This is a genomic window from Bifidobacterium pluvialisilvae (genome assembly GCF_019331695.1).
Lineage (GTDB): Bacteria > Actinomycetota > Actinomycetes > Actinomycetales > Bifidobacteriaceae > Galliscardovia > Galliscardovia pluvialisilvae.
In genome coordinates this window covers 20,625-36,052 of sequence record NZ_JAHBBI010000009.1, presented here as the reverse complement: position 1 = coordinate 36,052, position 15,428 = coordinate 20,625, and the positions used below count along the sequence as shown (strand labels likewise).

The 15,428-nt window shown below is 63.8% G+C and carries 9 protein-coding genes and 1 tRNA gene; 1 reads left to right on the top strand and 9 read right to left on the bottom strand.

Annotated features, from left to right (window positions below):
* Positions 1-60: 60 nt before the first annotated feature.
* The 3 genes from KIH77_RS07950 to KIH77_RS10570 all read right to left on the bottom strand — a co-directional run bounded on the left by KIH77_RS07950 (position 61) and on the right by KIH77_RS10570 (position 7,001).
* Positions 61-4,017, bottom strand: a complete 3,957-nt coding sequence (locus tag KIH77_RS07950; RefSeq protein ID WP_219100757.1) for a murein biosynthesis integral membrane protein MurJ — start codon at positions 4,015-4,017, stop codon at positions 61-63.
* On the bottom strand, positions 4,014-6,176 hold the full coding sequence (locus tag KIH77_RS07945; protein ID WP_219100755.1) for a DUF6049 family protein: 2,163 nt from the start codon (positions 6,174-6,176) through the stop codon (positions 4,014-4,016). The genes KIH77_RS07950 and KIH77_RS07945 overlap by 4 nt, the downstream gene beginning before the upstream one ends.
* A 75-nt stretch (positions 6,177-6,251) precedes the next feature.
* Positions 6,252-7,001: an NUDIX hydrolase gene (locus KIH77_RS10570; protein ID WP_274607450.1), complete on the bottom strand. Its 750-nt coding sequence runs from the start codon at positions 6,999-7,001 to the stop codon at positions 6,252-6,254.
* Positions 7,002-7,076: 75 nt separating this feature from the next.
* On the opposite strand from KIH77_RS10570, the gene KIH77_RS07935 reads away from it, so the two are divergent.
* The gene (locus tag KIH77_RS07935) at positions 7,077-8,489 is read left to right on the top strand and encodes a CCA tRNA nucleotidyltransferase (protein WP_219100753.1); all 1,413 of its coding nucleotides are present in this window, start codon (positions 7,077-7,079) and stop codon (positions 8,487-8,489) included.
* Between the two features lie 123 nt (positions 8,490-8,612).
* Here KIH77_RS07935 and KIH77_RS07930 read toward each other — a convergent pair whose 3' ends face one another.
* The 6 genes from KIH77_RS07930 to KIH77_RS07905 form a co-directional block, all read right to left on the bottom strand.
* Positions 8,613-9,248: a LytR C-terminal domain-containing protein gene (locus KIH77_RS07930; RefSeq protein WP_219100751.1), complete on the bottom strand. Its 636-nt coding sequence runs from the start codon at positions 9,246-9,248 to the stop codon at positions 8,613-8,615.
* 70 nt (positions 9,249-9,318) lie between these two features.
* Positions 9,319-10,260, bottom strand: a complete 942-nt coding sequence (locus KIH77_RS07925; protein WP_219100749.1) for a 4-(cytidine 5'-diphospho)-2-C-methyl-D-erythritol kinase — start codon at positions 10,258-10,260, stop codon at positions 9,319-9,321.
* A complete protein-coding gene (gene rsmA / locus KIH77_RS07920) occupies positions 10,257-11,195 on the bottom strand; it encodes a 16S rRNA (adenine(1518)-N(6)/adenine(1519)-N(6))-dimethyltransferase RsmA (RefSeq protein ID WP_219100870.1) in 939 nt (312 codons plus the stop codon). Before rsmA ends, KIH77_RS07925 begins: the two co-directional genes overlap by 4 nt.
* Positions 11,196-11,223: 28 nt before the next feature.
* The gene (locus KIH77_RS07915) at positions 11,224-12,735 is read right to left on the bottom strand and encodes an aggregation-promoting factor C-terminal-like domain-containing protein (protein WP_219100747.1); all 1,512 of its coding nucleotides are present in this window, start codon (positions 12,733-12,735) and stop codon (positions 11,224-11,226) included.
* 444 nt (positions 12,736-13,179) lie between these two features.
* Positions 13,180-13,253 (bottom strand) — tRNA-Thr (locus KIH77_RS07910).
* Between the two features lie 1,026 nt (positions 13,254-14,279).
* Positions 14,280-15,269, bottom strand: coding sequence for a DsbA family protein (locus KIH77_RS07905; RefSeq protein ID WP_219100745.1), 990 nt, complete (start codon positions 15,267-15,269; stop codon positions 14,280-14,282).
* Positions 15,270-15,428: the final 159 nt, after the last annotated feature.

Here is a 15,428-nt window from a genome sequence, read left to right as displayed (position 1 = left end):
GTGAGGGGAGTCTTTCGCTCGGGATGACAGCAGGGGTAGGGGTGAAAGGCGCAGCTGTGGTTAGTACACCTGCACGGAGTTGAAGTAGAGACCGCCCTCGGGAGTGGTGTCGGTCGGCACCCAGATGACGAGGTCCTGCGCCTTCACCGTCTTCGAGAGCTTCACCTCGGTGGTGCCGCCGGCGGCGAACGAGAACTCCGCGACCTTGGTGCCGCCGGTCGGATTGGCGCTGGTGGCACCCGCATACACGGCCGCCTTGCCGCCGGACTGGCGGATGGAGATCTCCAGACGGCTCACGTCCTGCGCGGACGCCAGCCGTACATACCAGCCGCGGCCGCCCTGTCCGTTGTCGCTGATGTACGTCTGCTCCGAGGTCTCATACGCGGTCGTGTTCGACGGTGTCGGGGTCGCGGTCGGGGACTGCGTGGTCTTCGACGCCGACGGGGATGAGGAGGTATCGCCCTGCGGCCATCCACCCACGTTCGACGTGTCGATTGACGGCCAGAGGGTCTTGTCGTTCTTGCTGTCCTTCGGCGAGAACAATCCCAGACCGAGCGCGGCGCCGGCGAACACGGCGGCGAGTACCACCGCGGTCACGACGATGATCACGATACGGTGCATGCGCTGCTTGCGGGCGTCGGCCGGGTTCTGCGCCGCCTCCGCGGCGTCGCTCTGCGCGACGTAGCTCTGCACGTTGCCCGACGGCGAGTAGGAAGGCGGATTCACCGGCATCTGCGGTTCGAAGCCCGCGGGGAGTGGTTCCATGACGATGGTCTTCTCGCCGGAATCGTTGGGCGGCATCTGTGGCGGAATCGACGGTGCGGGCACCCTGCCGCCATCCCCGGCGGGCATGGGCACCGGTCCGGGATTGCCGGGGACTCCGCCCGCCGCGGGCACGGGGTTCTGCCGGCCGGTGGGCGACGAGTGGCGAATCGAGGATACGTCCAGGCCCAGCGTGGGCTTCGACGAGAAATCCTTGCCCGGCAGAGGCACCTGACCGGACTGCGAGCCGAAGTAGTCCGCGGCGAATTCGTCCGGATTGACCTCGTCCACGCCCTGATGCGCGGCGAACAGCAGCTGGTTCGTGCTCCATGCGTTGTTCGGCTCCTGGGCCAGTTCCGGCTTGTTGGAGACGGTGAGGAACGATGCGGGAATCTGCACGAGATTCTCCTGCCTCGTGGGGGCCACGTCGACGAGCTGCGCCGACTGGCTCGACGAATGCGAGGCGATGACGATGTCCTTCGACGTGAGCTGTTCCATCGGCGTCCACGTGCCCAGCAGCGCCTCGAACTCGTTCAGCGTGCTGATCGGCACCGGCTTGCGGCCCTTCGGATGATGCATGCCGAGACCGCGCGTGCACAGGATGCGGAACTCCTCGGGCACGTTCTCGGGCAGCACGTTCGGCGAGACATGCGCCGCCGGATCGTATGGATGCCCGGTCAGCGCCTCGAACAGCACGCCGGCGAGCTGACGAATCGTCACGGCCTCCGAATCGGGGTTCTCCTTCGGCCCGCGCAGCGGCGCCGCCAACGCCGACGAGATGGCGGCATCGGCCAGCGTGACGTTCTGCGAGGTCAGTCGGATCACGCCCGTGCCGATGGCGCGGTGGTTCAGCCCGACCTCGCGCAGCGACTTGGCCGCTTCCGCCGTCTCGCCCACAATCGTGCGGATGGCCTCGAAGCTCAGCGAATGGTCCTTCTTGCCCGAATTGTGCGCGATGTACCGCAGCAGCGAGATGCCCGGGTCGAGGTCGGTGACGATGAGGCAGGAGCCCTCCTCGCTGCGCAGCTGCTGGATCGGCGTGAACCGGGGGTTATGCGTCAACGCCAGCGACGAGGCTATCTCGTTCGCGTTCTTCGCCACGACGGCATCGGTGATGAGGAACAGCTGGCAGTCCTTGGCCATGGCACTGTCGTTGGCACGCCACACATACAGTCCCGGCTCCTCACGCAGGCTCTGCACCAGCGTGTAGCGGTCGATCAGGGTGTCTCCAAGTCCAGGCTTCATGGTGTCGCTCTTCTCATATGCAAATATTGTTCGCGCGGGGATATCGGCTGTAGATATTCTATAAGCGGGAGTGCCCGAGGACGTGCTCCGCCCGGAAACTGCCGACGAATCCGTTACACTTGCCGCATCGGCGGCATCCGCCGCCTCTCCCAACGGTTCGAGTACTTCGGTGGCCTCGCCCGTCCGGGCGTTGCCGTCCGTCTGCGCATTGTGAGGACGCGCATGCTCCGGCACGTGACTGGCGGCATGCTCGGGATTATGTGCGGCGGGCAGGGCATCGTCACTGTGCGTGCCGGCTACCGCAGTGCCGACCCCCGTCGCATTCGCGGTCTCCGCGGCCGGCGCCGGGGACACGGCCGCGCCGCGGTGCAGCAGCCTGGCCGTCACCGTGCGCATGAGGTCGGTGAACTCGGTCACGCGCAGCACCACCAGCATCAGCGCATACACGAGTGCGATGACCACGGTCAGCACCATGCAGATGATGACCGAGTCAACCCAGCTCATGCGTCCGTCGTCCGGTCCGACGACCACGCCGAGCATCGCCATCAGCGGATTCGACAGCACCCTGCATACGATGCCGGCCACGACGGCGGCCACCAGCGCCTTGAGATGCATGACGGTGATGCGACGGCCATCAAGACGGCCGCCCATACGTTTACGCAACCGCAGGAAGATGAACGGCAGCGTGACGATATACGCGATGCTCAACGACAGGCCCACAAGCGTCGCCCACATGCGCGGCGGCAGCAGCATGATCGCCGGAATCAGGAACGCCAGCTGCACCGCGTTGTTGAGCAGCGCGCACATGAACGGGCTCTTGCCGTCCTCGTACGCGTAGAACGTGCGCTGGATGAGCAGGAAGTCGCTGATGAACACCAGACCCACCGACAATCCGACCAACGGCCCGGCGATCAGCAACGCGTCATGCACGTTCACCGACGGCAGCAGCGCGCGGATGATCGGCACCGGCATGGCGATCAGCGCCGCCGAGAAGAACATCATCATCAGTCCCACGCTGCGCAGCGACGAGCTCAGGTCGGCGCGCGCGGTGTCGACGTCGTCGTCGCTGATCGCGCGCGACAGCTTGGGGAACACCGCCGTCGTGATGGACACGGCGATGAGCGAATACGGCAGGATGTACAGCGAGTACGCGTACTGGTACGAACCGTTGCCGGCGATGCCCAGCAGGTCGTGGCCCGCGTGCGGCGCGCCCGTGTTGATCTGCGACGTCACCATGCCGATGACGAGGTTCAATACCGTCAGCGCGAGGCTCCACACGGCCACCTTGCCCATGGACCGCAGCCCGATGCCGTGCAGTCCCCAGCGGATGCGGTACTTCAGCCCGATGCGCAGCAGGGGGATGAACAGCACGAGGGCCTGGAACGCCACGCCCAACGTCCATGTGCCGGCCGTGAGCATCACCTTGTCGGTGGTCCAGAAGTCCATCGGCTGCATGGCGGCGTTCCCGAACAGTCTGATGAACATGATGAAGCCGGCGCAGCTGATGATGTTCGCGAATACGGAGCTCCACGCGTACGTGGCGAACCGTCCCTTCGCGGCCAGGATCTGGCCGAGCAGCAGATACAGTCCGTAGAAGAATATCTGCGGCATGCACCACAGCGTGAACGCGTTCGCCAGCGCACGCTGCTCCGGCGCCCAGTTGGGGTTCACGTACAGTCTCGTGACCACCGGGGTGAGCAGCATCATCACGGCCGTGATGCCGAGCAGCAGCGCGATGGACACGGTGATGAGCTTGCTGAGTCGTTCGTTCGCGTCCTTGTGCTTGAGCGTGCGTACGATCTGCGGTACGAGCACGGCGTTGAAGATGCCGCCCGAGACCAGCGTGAAGATGACCTGCGGGATCATCGATCCGGTCTGGTATGCGTTCGCGGCGATGCCGGTCGTGCCGATGGCCGCCGCGAGGAGAATCGAACGAATCTGGCCGGTGACGCGGGAGGCCGCCGTACCGATGGCCATGATCAGCGAATTGCGTCCTACGGAATTACTCATTCGTCGGGATCCTTTATGCGATGGAATTGCCGCCAGAGTCCGAAAGCGCCCAGGAGGAAGGCCAGCGCGAGGATCGCGTAGCCGCTCCAGTCGTTGATCTGCAGCACGCTGGTCACGTGGGCGGACGTGGACGTGCCGAACGTCCTGCCGTCGCGGTCCTGCAGCTGGATGATGACGTTCGCCGAACCGGAGCTGAGAATATGCACGTTCACCGTGGACTGCACCTCGGCATGGGGAAGCACCACCACATCGGTGTCGTCCGCCGATGCGGTGATCTGTTCGGATGTGGTCCGCGCCGTGAACCTGATGTGCACCGGATACGGATGGTCGTTCGCGATGGTGATGGGCATTTTCGCGCTTTGGCTGACGATGTTGATGGAGTCCGGCTGCGCGACCGAGATGCCCGCGTACAGGCCGTTGTTGAGCTGCCGGGCCGCGCGCGTCATGATGGAGTTCTGCACGGTGAACGAACTGAACGATTTGATGGCCAGGTCGCGGTAGGCGTTCTCCACCGATTGCATCCAATGCTCCGCCGTGTTGGTCCTGTCGTTGTTGTTGGCATTGCCGTCGGCGTTCGGCCGGTCCGTGACGACGACCGATGCCGCGAACCGGCGGATGCCGGCCTGTGAGCTCGTCAGCGATTTGATGTGCGTGGCGAATTCCTCGGCGTCGCTGCCGCCGAGCTTCTTCACGGCCTTCGAACGCTGCTCGGCCTGGGCGGACGACACGTACGGCTGCGCCTTGAGGAGGCTGGCCAATCCGTCGAGTTTGAGCCAGGAGCAGGATTCCAGTTTGGAGACGAGCGTGTCGACCGACGCCGTGTTCGGCGACTGCCCGAGCGAGACGAGCAGCGTGCGCGACTCATACGGGGCCTCCCGCTGGTAGAACGCGCTTTGCGCCACGAACCGGGCCAGACGCCCGGATTCGGTGTTCTCGGCCGTCGCGTCCGTGGACGTGGCGTTGCCCTGCGCCAGCGTGGAAAGCTCCTTCTGCGTGTTGAGCACGGTGATGTCGCCGGCGCTCGTGGGCACGACCATCTTCGACGTGTGCACCGCGTCGGGCGTGTCCGGGTCGTATCCGGATTCCGCCACGACGGCCGAATACCCCTGCTGTCGGGCGGCGGCCAGCGATTCGGTCGTCCAGGCGGCGCGACTCTGCCATGCGATGGCCGTGGGGGCGTCCGCCTTGTCGTTGCCGATGGCCGTGCGGTACAGGTCCGCGCCGCTGCTCGCGTTCCAGCGCGACGGCGTCAGGCCGGCGGATTTCCAATCGTATTGCGAGGCGGTCTGCGCCTGATACGCCAGGTCGAACCCGTACGGCTGCATGATGGCCGCCACCGTCGGTTTGGTGTCGAACGTCTGGAGATACCCCGGGTCGCCGATCACCTGGATGGACCGGTGCTTGCGCAATACGCCCGCCAGCGCCTCCTGGCCGCTCGCCGCATCGTCGCTGATGGACGTGACCGTCGCGCGTGAGGCGGCCGTGTCGGCGTCGGCGTGCGTCAGCAGCCGTGAGACCGCCGTGTCGCTGGTCTTCCATTGCGATGTGGTCAACGGCATGGCGATGACCACGTTCAGATTCGGCGTCGCATGGGAGGACAGTCCGTCCCTTGTGCGGGTGACGAACGAGTGGACCGACGCCAGTTCGGTGTCGTCCGAGCCCTCCGTATAGATGATGTTCAGCGGTTTCGGCCCCCATGAGGTGAACTGCTGCATGGCGTCGCTGTCGGCCGACGAATGCACGATCACCGTTTTCGTGGCGCCGACGTCGAGCGCGTCGACCTTCGTGGAGCCCAACGATACGTCCATCCAACGCAATACGGGGCTGATGTCGTCATAGTTCTTATCGGCCCACGCCTGCATGAGTTCGCTGGAGTCGAACGAGAAGTTCGGGTCGGTGAGGATGCGGACGTTGCCCGCCGTGAGCTTTCTGCCGGTGTTGTTCGTGACGGAGATGACGGCGGTATAGTCGTCCTTGCCGTTGATGGTCGTGCTCGTGTTGTCCTCGATACGGAGGCTCACGCCCTTCTGGGACGTCGTCGTATCGACGGACGCGGCGTTGGAGACGCCGGCGTTCGACGCGTCGTCCATCGCCCATGCCGGGCGTATGCCGACGGCGGCGCACATCACGCCCATGCAGATGATCACCCAGACGCACATGAATATGCGACAACGCCGCAGCGGCGACGTCCCGCCACGGCCGGTGCAATGTCCGGTTGGTGTACGCAAAATCTTTTACTTCCTGTGCTTCCGGGCATACAGCCACGCAATCCTACGTTCGTTAGGATAGCTCAGGACATCGTTCAAATCATCAAAATCCACCCAAATCGCGTCTTCGGCCTCATGGTCGGGATCGCCTTCGACGGTGAGTTCACCACCGATCATGCGCAATGCGTAATGGTGGACCAGCTTGTGCACGCGCTGCGCCGTGCCGGTGAACCAGTAGTCGATGGTCGCGATGGACGTGATGACCTCGCCGAGGATGCCGGTCTCCTCGTGGACCTCGCGCACGGCTGTCTGCTCCGGGGTCTCGCCCTTCTCGATATGGCCTTTCGGCAGACACCATTCCAAATGTCCGGAACGGGAATGACGGGCGATGATGGCGACGCGGTTGTCTTCGTCGAAGATCAGGCCGCCGGCGGAGTATTCACGCACGACGGGCAGGTCGCGGGTGTCAAGCGAGGCGAACTTGGTCGGCTGCGTCTGCTTCTTCGCCATGATGGCGGGCGTCGGCCGGGGCGGGATCGGACTGTCCTCCACCTCGCGCGAGTCGATACGGTTCTCGACGAATTCGACTTCTCCCTCAGGCAACCGCAATGTGGCCCTTTGTCCATATTGTGGCGTCTCGGAGCTGTACAACGGGCGTGGTCCGGCCTCCTCGAACACATCGACATAGGCCTCGGAAACCCCGTCATTTTGGGTATAACTCGCCGAAGAACTGGCGGCGCGGGCCATCATGCGCGCAACATCTCCGGGAGTAGTCATACCTCTTACAATACGCAAAACAATGTGCAGGTGGGGTAACGGTAAGCTTGATTGCGCAAAGCGAAAGGAGCGAGCGTGGGATTTACGGTATGGCCGGAGGCCATCGAACTGGGAGAGCTGTTCAACGAGCACGGGTACGAACTGGCGCTGGTCGGCGGCCCCGTGCGCGATCTGCTGCTGGACAGGCCGTCGCACGACCTGGACTTCTGCACCTCGGCACGGCCCGAGGAGTTCGAACCCATCCTGCGCAAATGGGGCCACGGCTTCTGGGACATGGGTCGCAAGTTCGGCACGCTCGGCGCGATGAAACGCCGCGCCGACGGCAGCGAGATCGGCGTGGAGGTGACGACCTATCGCTCCGACACCTACGACCCGGACTCACGCAAGCCCGAGGTGAACTACGGCGACAGCCTCGAAGGCGACCTCTCCCGCCGCGACTTCACCGTCAACGCCATGGCGCTGCGCGTGCCGCAATGCGAGTTCGTCGACCCGTTCGGCGGCGCCAACGACCTCAACCGCAGGATTCTGCGTACGCCGGTCGATCCGCGGCAGTCGTTCGACGACGACCCGCTGCGCATGATGCGCGCCGTGCGGTTCGTGGCCCAGCTCGGCTTCCGCATCGAACCGGAGACCGCCGAGGCCATCACCACCATGACCGACCGCATCTCCATCGTCTCCGCCGAACGTGTGCGCGACGAACTCGTCAAGCTGCTGCTCAGCGACAACCCGCACGCCGGCATCGAAGCGCTCGTCGACTCCGGACTGGCCGACATCGTGCTGCCGGAGATTCCCGCGCTGCAGCTCGAACTCGACGAACACCACCGCCACAAGGACGTGTTCCAGCACACGCTTATGGTGCTCGACCGCGCCATCGCGCTCGAAACCGGCCCCGACGGACCCGTGCCGGCGCCGGACCTCACGCTGCGTCTGGCGGCCCTCATGCACGATGTCGGCAAGCCGAAGACCCGACGATTCGAACCGGGCGGCAAGGTCAGCTTCCATCACCACGACTACGTGGGCGCGAAGCTGACGAAGAAACGGCTCAAGGCGCTGCACTTCGACCACCACATCATCGACGACGTCACCGATCTCGTGACGTTGCACCTGCGGTTCCACGGGTACATCGACGAGCCGTGGACCGACGCCGCCGTGCGCCGGTACGTGCGCGACTCCGGGCACCTGTACCATCGCCTCAACCGGCTGACCCGCGCCGATGCCACCACGCAGAACAAACGCAAGGCGCAGATGTTCTCCGACGCCATGGACGACATGGAGGCGCGTGTCATCGAACTGAAGAAGCGCGAGGACATCGACGCAATCCGCCCCGATCTGGACGGCCAGCAGATCATGGAAATCCTCGGTCTGGAACCCGGCCCCGAGGTCGGACGCGCGCGCAAGCACATGCTGGAATTCCGGTTGGATAACGGCCCGGTCGATTACGATACGGCCGTCGCGGAATTGAAGCGCTGGTACGCCGAGGAGGTGTGAAAAAGCTCCCGCTGGCGGGAGCTGTCCGCCAAAGGCGGACTGAGGGTGGTCGAATGCCATGCGGCGTACCAGCCACCCTCAGTCATGCTGCGCATGACAGCTCCCGCCGGCGGGAGCATATCGTCACTTCACCGCGTCATGCTTCACCGCGGCCGGCAGGTCCTTGATCTTGTCAGGCGAGACGCAGTTCTGAATCGACGTCAGCTCCTGATCCGTACCGGTCTTCACATCGTCCTCATCCACCAGATTCGAGAACGTCGAACCGATGATCACATCCACCAGCTTGTCGGAACGATCATCCATCCGCAGGATCGCGTCGTTGAAATGGCCGGCGACCGTGTACGCCTGATTGATGCCGTTCTTGCCGAACCGGATCTCCGTGCGCTCGAACGTCTTCGTGCCCGGATAGTTGGACACGCCCTTCGCCGTGAACCCGCGGTTCACCAGAGCCTCGCTGACGGCGTCCGCCAGACCGGACTTGCCGGTGGCGTTCAGCACGCGGACGCTCACGCTGCCAGCCGCGATGCTCTTCGCCGTACCGTTGCTGTTCGCCGTGGCGCATGGCGCGGTGACGCCATAATTCGGCTTCTCGGCGGCCGTCACCTTCGTGGACTTGCCCAGCACGCCGAAATAGAACAGGAACGCCACCACCAGAACGACGGCCAGCAGGGCGATCATGATCGTGAACACGATCTTCTGCCTGTCTCGTACGAACTGCTGACGGGCCTTGCGCTCGTCGAAGGCTTCAGGATTCGTCATGACGTACCTTCCCGCTTTCTGTCTGTAATGTGTAACACCTTAACGTGCATGGCTGACTCTGCGAACCGGCCTACGGCACGGAGACGATGGGCGTGACCGGCGCCGTGGTCTCGAACAGACGGTCCACGCTCCGTCCGGCCATCCACGCACGGCACACCGCCGCCGACGTCGTCTCATCCGGCACGCAGGCCACGACGGACGGGCCCGACCCCGAGACGAACGCCGCCGTGGCGCCGGCGTCGAGAGCGGCGCGAATCGCCTCGCCGGACCGCGGATGCAAGGCCACCGCGGCCTTCTGCAGATCGTTCGTGTTCCGCGGATCGGTGCCGATGGCGTCGAACATGCGGTACACGTCGGGCGTGCTCAGCTGCGTGTCGTAAGCGCCCACGACCACGCCGCCCAGCATCGATTCATCCACCTGCGGATGCGAGGCGTCGACCGTCTCGATGATCTCGCCGTACCCGGTGCCGCGGGCCAGCCCGCCGGCCAGGCAGAACGGCATGTCCGCGCCCAGCGTGGCGGCTATCGGGCGCAGCCGGTCCAGTTCCCAGTCCAGACCCCACAAACGGTTCAGCGCGAGCAGCGTGCCGGCGGCGTCGCTCGAACCGCCGCCCAAGCCGGCACCCACGGGAATGCGTTTCTCCAGGCAGATGGCCACATCGGTCGGCATACCCGCCGCCTCGGCCAGCGCGAACAACGCCATGACGGCGTGGTTGCGGCGCATATCCGCATGGTCCATGGCCAGATCGCCAAGATGATGGCCGCTCAGCTCCAACGAGAACCCGCTGCCGGCGGGCTTGGACTCGACGGTCACGGTGTCGTAGATGCCCACGGCGCAATACATCGTGTCAAGACGATGACGGCCACCCCATTCGGCCACGGGCTCGCCCACGGCAAGGTTCAGATTGGTCTTCGCCGGACACTCCACACGGACGACGGACGGGAGCCGTGTGGAGCCGCGACGCGGCGCATCGGCGGCGAACGACGGGGATGCAACGGAGGCGGCGGTCATGATTCGGCTCCCGTCCCTACGGTCCGCATGGCGGCGACGGCGTCGGCAAGGGCGGCGAACCGGTCGATGGTCAGCGTCTCGCCACGCACGGTCGGATCGATGCCGGCGCTCGCGAACGCATCCGCCGGCACGAGCTTCTTCAACGCGGCGTGCAGGGTCTTGCGCCGCTGGGCGAACGCGGCGTCCACCAGCGCGAACGTGCGCTTGCGGCGGTCGGCATCGGCCTCGGTGCGGTCGGTGCGCGTGCGCGTGAACCTCACCAACGCGGAATCCACGTTCGGGGCCGGCCAGAACACGTTGCGGCCGATGGTCCCGGCCTTTTCGGCGGTGCCGAACCACTGCAGCTTGACCGACGGCGTGCCGTAGATCTTCGAGCCGGGGCCGGCGGTGAGACGGTCGGCGACCTCCTTCTGCACCATGACCACGAAGCCGTCGAGATTCGGATACTTCTCCAGCAGGGTGATGATGATGGGCGTGGCCACATTGTACGGCAGGTTGGCCACCAGCGTGAACGATTCCGTCTCGGCGAGGGCCGGGGTGTCGGCGGGGGAGACCTTCAGCGCGTCCCGGTTGATGACGTTGAAACGTTCCGTGGCCTCGGGCATCCGCTCGGCGATGGTCCCGGGCAGGCGCTCGGCCAGCGGCGGGTCGATTTCCACGGCCGTCAGCGTGGCGCCGGTTTCGAGAATGGCGAGGGTGAGCGACCCCAGGCCCGGGCCGACCTCCATGACGCGGCTGCCTTCGCCGATCCCGGCCGTGCGGGCTATGCGGCGCACGGTGCCCGGGTCGATGACGAAGTTCTGACCGAACTTCTTGGTGGGGGTCACGCCGGCCTCGGCCGCGATGCGGCGGATGTCGGCCGCGCCGAGCAGCCCGCCGTGGTTCTCGGAGGTCTCGGGACCGTTGTGATTATCGGGACTGTCGGGATTATGCATGTCGGTGTTGTCGGTGTCGGTCATCGATTTAGTACCATCCGGTGCTCTCGGAGTGCGCCCATGCGGCATTCGGGCTGCCGTACCTTTCGGCGATGTACGCCAGACCCCAGTTGATCTGGACGGAGGCGTCGTCGCGCCAGTTGGCGCCGAAGGCGGCCATCTTGCTGCCGGGCAGCGACTGCGGGATGCCGTATGCGCCGGAGGAGGCGTTCTGGGCATACCACAGCCAGCTGGATTCACGGTTCCAGAGGTTCACGAGACTCGTCCAGTTGCTGCCGGTCCAGCCGCGCTGGGCGGCGGCGCCACGGGCGTAGGTCTGCGCGGCGGACGGGGAGGGATGCCACAGGCCACTGCCACTGCTGCTGGAGGAGCCGCTGTTGCTGCTCGGCTTGGAGGTCGTGGGCTTTTGGGTCGGCTTCTGCGTGGTCGGTTTCGACGTGGGCTTCTGCGTGGTGGGCTTGCTGGTCGGTTTCTGGGTCGGCTTCTGCGTGGGCTTCTGCGTCTGCGTGGGCTTGGACGTGGCCGACTGGGAGGGCTTCGCCGTGCTCGCACCCGTGCTCGGCTTCGGTGTCGAGGTCGAGGTCTTGTCGGAATCCGTGCCCTGGTTGTCACTCGGCGACTTCGAGGCGTCGGACGATGAGTCGCCGCTGGCGCTTTCGCTCGGCGACGCCGACTGCGTGGGCTTCGGCTTATCCGGTCCGACGGCGATGATCTCATCCAGCGCCATCTTCACGGTCTGCTCCTTGATGAGCGTTGCGGTCTCCGCCTTGCCGTCGACGAACGTGGTGTTGTAGGTCTGCTTCTTCTCGCCGTTCTGGCCCTGCTGACGCACGACCTTCTCGCCGGGTTCGAGGCTGGAATCGACGACGGTCTGCGTATCGTACGGGATCGTCACGGTCTTCGTCGTCTCGCCATGGGTCACGCGCTGCACGCGCAGCACGGTCTCCTTGCCGTCGTCGCCGACGCTGACGCGGTCCTCCTTGCCCAGCACGATGCCCTTGGCGTCAAGGATCGACGCGGCGGGCAGCTTGCCGTTCGGCACCTCGCTGGTCTTGCCGTCCGCGATGACCTTCACCGGGCCGTTCCTGTTGATGACGAATCCGCCGGTCAGCTGATTGTAGACGTTTTTGATGTTCACCGTGACCTTGGACGCGGCCTTCTCGTTGTCCTTGAAGAATCCGAGCAGCTGGTCGGCGCTGGTGGCGACCGTCCAGAACGGCACGTCCTGCCCTTCGATGTTCACCGTGGCCTGATACGCGCTCTGCACGGTCACGACCGCATGGTCCTTGAGCACGTTGCCCGACGTGGACTTGACGATGTCGTGGGTCTTGACGTCGACATGCTGCTCCTGCAGCAGGCGGTCGACGCTCATCGCGTTCGTCTGCACCGTGGTGGTCTTGCCGTTCACGTCCAATGCCACGGTCTTATGCGTGGCCACGATAAAGCTCGCCACGCAGGCCACGGTCACTACAACGGCGCATGCCACCACACGAATACGCCGAAGCGTCATGAATCGCTGTGGGGTCCATCGACGTGCCATCAAATCCTCCCGAAATCCACGCAATACTCATCTCATTGTATGGGTTGTGCCTTAAACCGGTTCGGGCATGTTTCGGATGCCTCCAAATTCCCACATTTCCAACGTTCCGTCGGATAGGGAATCCGTCAGATAAAGAAAAATGAGAGAGGGACCGGCTTAGAAGGGGGATGATTCCGGTCCCTCTCTCGAAGACGGAGCGGGTTGGGGGATGCTCCGTCCCTGTTTCTCAGAAGCTGTATTGATGGGGGAAGCTCCTGAGTCCTTACTCGCGGTAAGTCTTTCAATCCCCTTTGCGTATGCGCCATATGGGCGTTATCACTGCTCATATTACTCGTACGCTGCAGGCAAATCCACGGCGTGTTCTCGTGTTAACGAAAACACGCAGACGTTTTTTCCGTTCTTTTCAGTTATCGTTCAGCGTTCGTCCGGCGGGCCGCCGTTCGGAGCCTCCTGTCGGGATCGAACCGACGACCTGCCGCTTACAAGGCGGCCGCTCTGGCCATCTGAGCTAAGGAGGCATGCTCACGCAATCATGAACGATGGCCAGTATAACCAAACGTCGGAATATTGTCATATCGGCCCCTACGGCCCCTTGGATTTGTGGGTCCGGAGGTTGGGTTTGTGGGTCGGGACGTTGGCGCTGGAGTGCGGACGTGGACTTGGTTGGTCTGGACGTGGGCTTGCTAATCCGAACGTAGGTTTTGCTGGTCTGATTGTTGGTCTTGTGGGTCCGGCTGTTGGTCTTGTGTGTCCGGAGGTCGACCTTGTGGGTCCGGACGTGGGTTTTGTGGGTTTAATCGTTCTCCAGACCGTGAATGCGCGGCGGGATTGACGGATTTGTGGGTCTGGAAGGCCGTAAATCTGGAATCATAGGCCCGTACGGTAGGATTTGTGGGTCTCATCGATTGTCGTAATCATAAAGTGGGTCTAATGCATACGTCAGGACGATGAAAATCCCCTCCTCGCGTATATGCCAGACCCACAAAGCTCTTTATGAGCGGATTGACCTGCAATTATTGAATAGTTTGGACCCACAAATCCGTCGTGTAATCGGTTGGACCCACGAAACCGAAGGATTGGACCCACGAAACTGATTGGGCGGACCCACAAATCCGTCCACCGAGACCAGATGGAGACCGGACATCATTGACGTGAACGATTAGACCCACAAAACCAGCCGATGAGGGCGGGATTGGATGAGAGCGGGATTGTAGGAAGGGCCATGGGGAGTCCATGTTGCCGGCCCCGGCCGATGAGATTGGGGTTGTGGGTCTGCCGGGTCGTGAAAATATGAAAGTGGGTCTAGACGTTCGCAAGGAGGGGGATTGTTACCGCCTCACGTATACGCTAGACCCACAAAACTCTTTATGAACGATTAGACCCACAAAACCGGCCGATGAGAACGGGATCGTGGGCCCAATCGTCCATGAGGGGCGGGGTTTGTTGTCTTGTACGTTTTTGTAGACCCACAAACCCGGTCGATAAGCGGGCCTGCTACGGAAGGATGGGCAGATACGTCCCCGCAGATCCCGTAAATCAGCGGATCACGGGTACAGCGGGCCCTTGTCGGTGCCGACGGACGGCATCTTGCCGGCCTTGCCGACGGACGAGGCGTCGAGGCCGATGGCCTTGAGGAACGCCGTGGTCTGATCGGTGTCGGTCGGGATGGCGTTGCGGTTCCAGTACTTGCCGTTGACGGTGATCGTCGGCGTGCTCATCTGTCCCTTGAGCTGGCCCTGCGTGTTCCACAGCTCCTGACGCAGCGGCGTGTACGTGCTCATCGCGGAAAGCCACGTCTTGTACTTCGGCGTCTTCGCGGTGGCCTCGGCGGCGACGGACTCCTTGACGCCCGCTGCGACGGCCTGCGCCTTGATCTGCTCGTTCGTCACGGGCTTGTAGTCGGTCTCGGACGGCTGGAAGTCCTCGGCGTACATGCGTGTGATGAACGGCAGCAGATGCGTCGGGTCCTTCTCGGCGATGATGATGGCCGCGTTGCCGGCGCGCGTGGAGTATTCGTCGGTGGAGTACCGGTCCATGAAGTTCATCGGATGAATCTCCATGTTGATCTGACCGGCCTCGACGAGGCTCGTGTACGTGCCACCCAGAGCACGTTCCATGGCGCCGCAGCCCGGGCACATGAAGTCCATGTAGACGGCGACGGTGGGTGCGCCCTTGACCGGCTTGTTCAGACCGTCCTTCGAAATGAGGAAGCCGCCCTTCTCGGTGACGCCGGCCGGTTTCGGCGAGGCCGATTCGACCTTCGACCAGGCGTCCTGGAGCTCGCCCGCGTCCTGCGTGGGATGGTTCGACTTCCAGATGTTGAATCCGATAACCGCCACCAATACGACGACGATGGCGACGACGACCGCGCCGATGATGGTCTGCGTGCGGCGGTCCTTGCGCGCCTGCTCCTCGCGCGCCTTGGCCGCGGCCGCCTCCGCGGCCTCGCGGGCCTTGCGGTTGGTGGGCTTCCGTCCGGAACGGTTCGCCGGCTGGTTGGACTTGTTCGTCCTGTTGGTCTTGTTCGTCGCCATGTGCTTGGTGTTCTCCTCACGGTCGTGATTATCGCGGCGCGATTTCAGTCCCCTTATGCAATATCCTTTGGGAAGTCTAGCGAGGGGAGGTAAATAAAAGGTGATGATTCACGCTTTGTGAACTGTGCCCCGCTGATTGGTCATGCTGGTTGGGTCTGC

Coding starts and splice junctions, on each gene's coding strand:
- KIH77_RS07950 (WP_219100757.1), bottom strand. CDS start 4,017: ATGAGTAATTCCGTAGGACGCAATTCGCTGATCATGGCCATCGGTACG.
- KIH77_RS07945 (WP_219100755.1), bottom strand. CDS start 6,176: ATGTGCGTCTGGGTGATCATCTGCATGGGCGTGATGTGCGCCGCCGTC.
- KIH77_RS10570 (WP_274607450.1), bottom strand. CDS start 7,001: ATGACTACTCCCGGAGATGTTGCGCGCATGATGGCCCGCGCCGCCAGT.
- KIH77_RS07930 (WP_219100751.1), bottom strand. CDS start 9,248: ATGACGAATCCTGAAGCCTTCGACGAGCGCAAGGCCCGTCAGCAGTTC.
- KIH77_RS07925 (WP_219100749.1), bottom strand. CDS start 10,260: ATGACCGCCGCCTCCGTTGCATCCCCGTCGTTCGCCGCCGATGCGCCG.
- rsmA (WP_219100870.1), bottom strand. CDS start 11,195: ATGCATAATCCCGACAGTCCCGATAATCACAACGGTCCCGAGACCTCC.
- KIH77_RS07915 (WP_219100747.1), bottom strand. CDS start 12,735: ATGGCACGTCGATGGACCCCACAGCGATTCATGACGCTTCGGCGTATT.
- KIH77_RS07905 (WP_219100745.1), bottom strand. CDS start 15,269: ATGGCGACGAACAAGACCAACAGGACGAACAAGTCCAACCAGCCGGCG.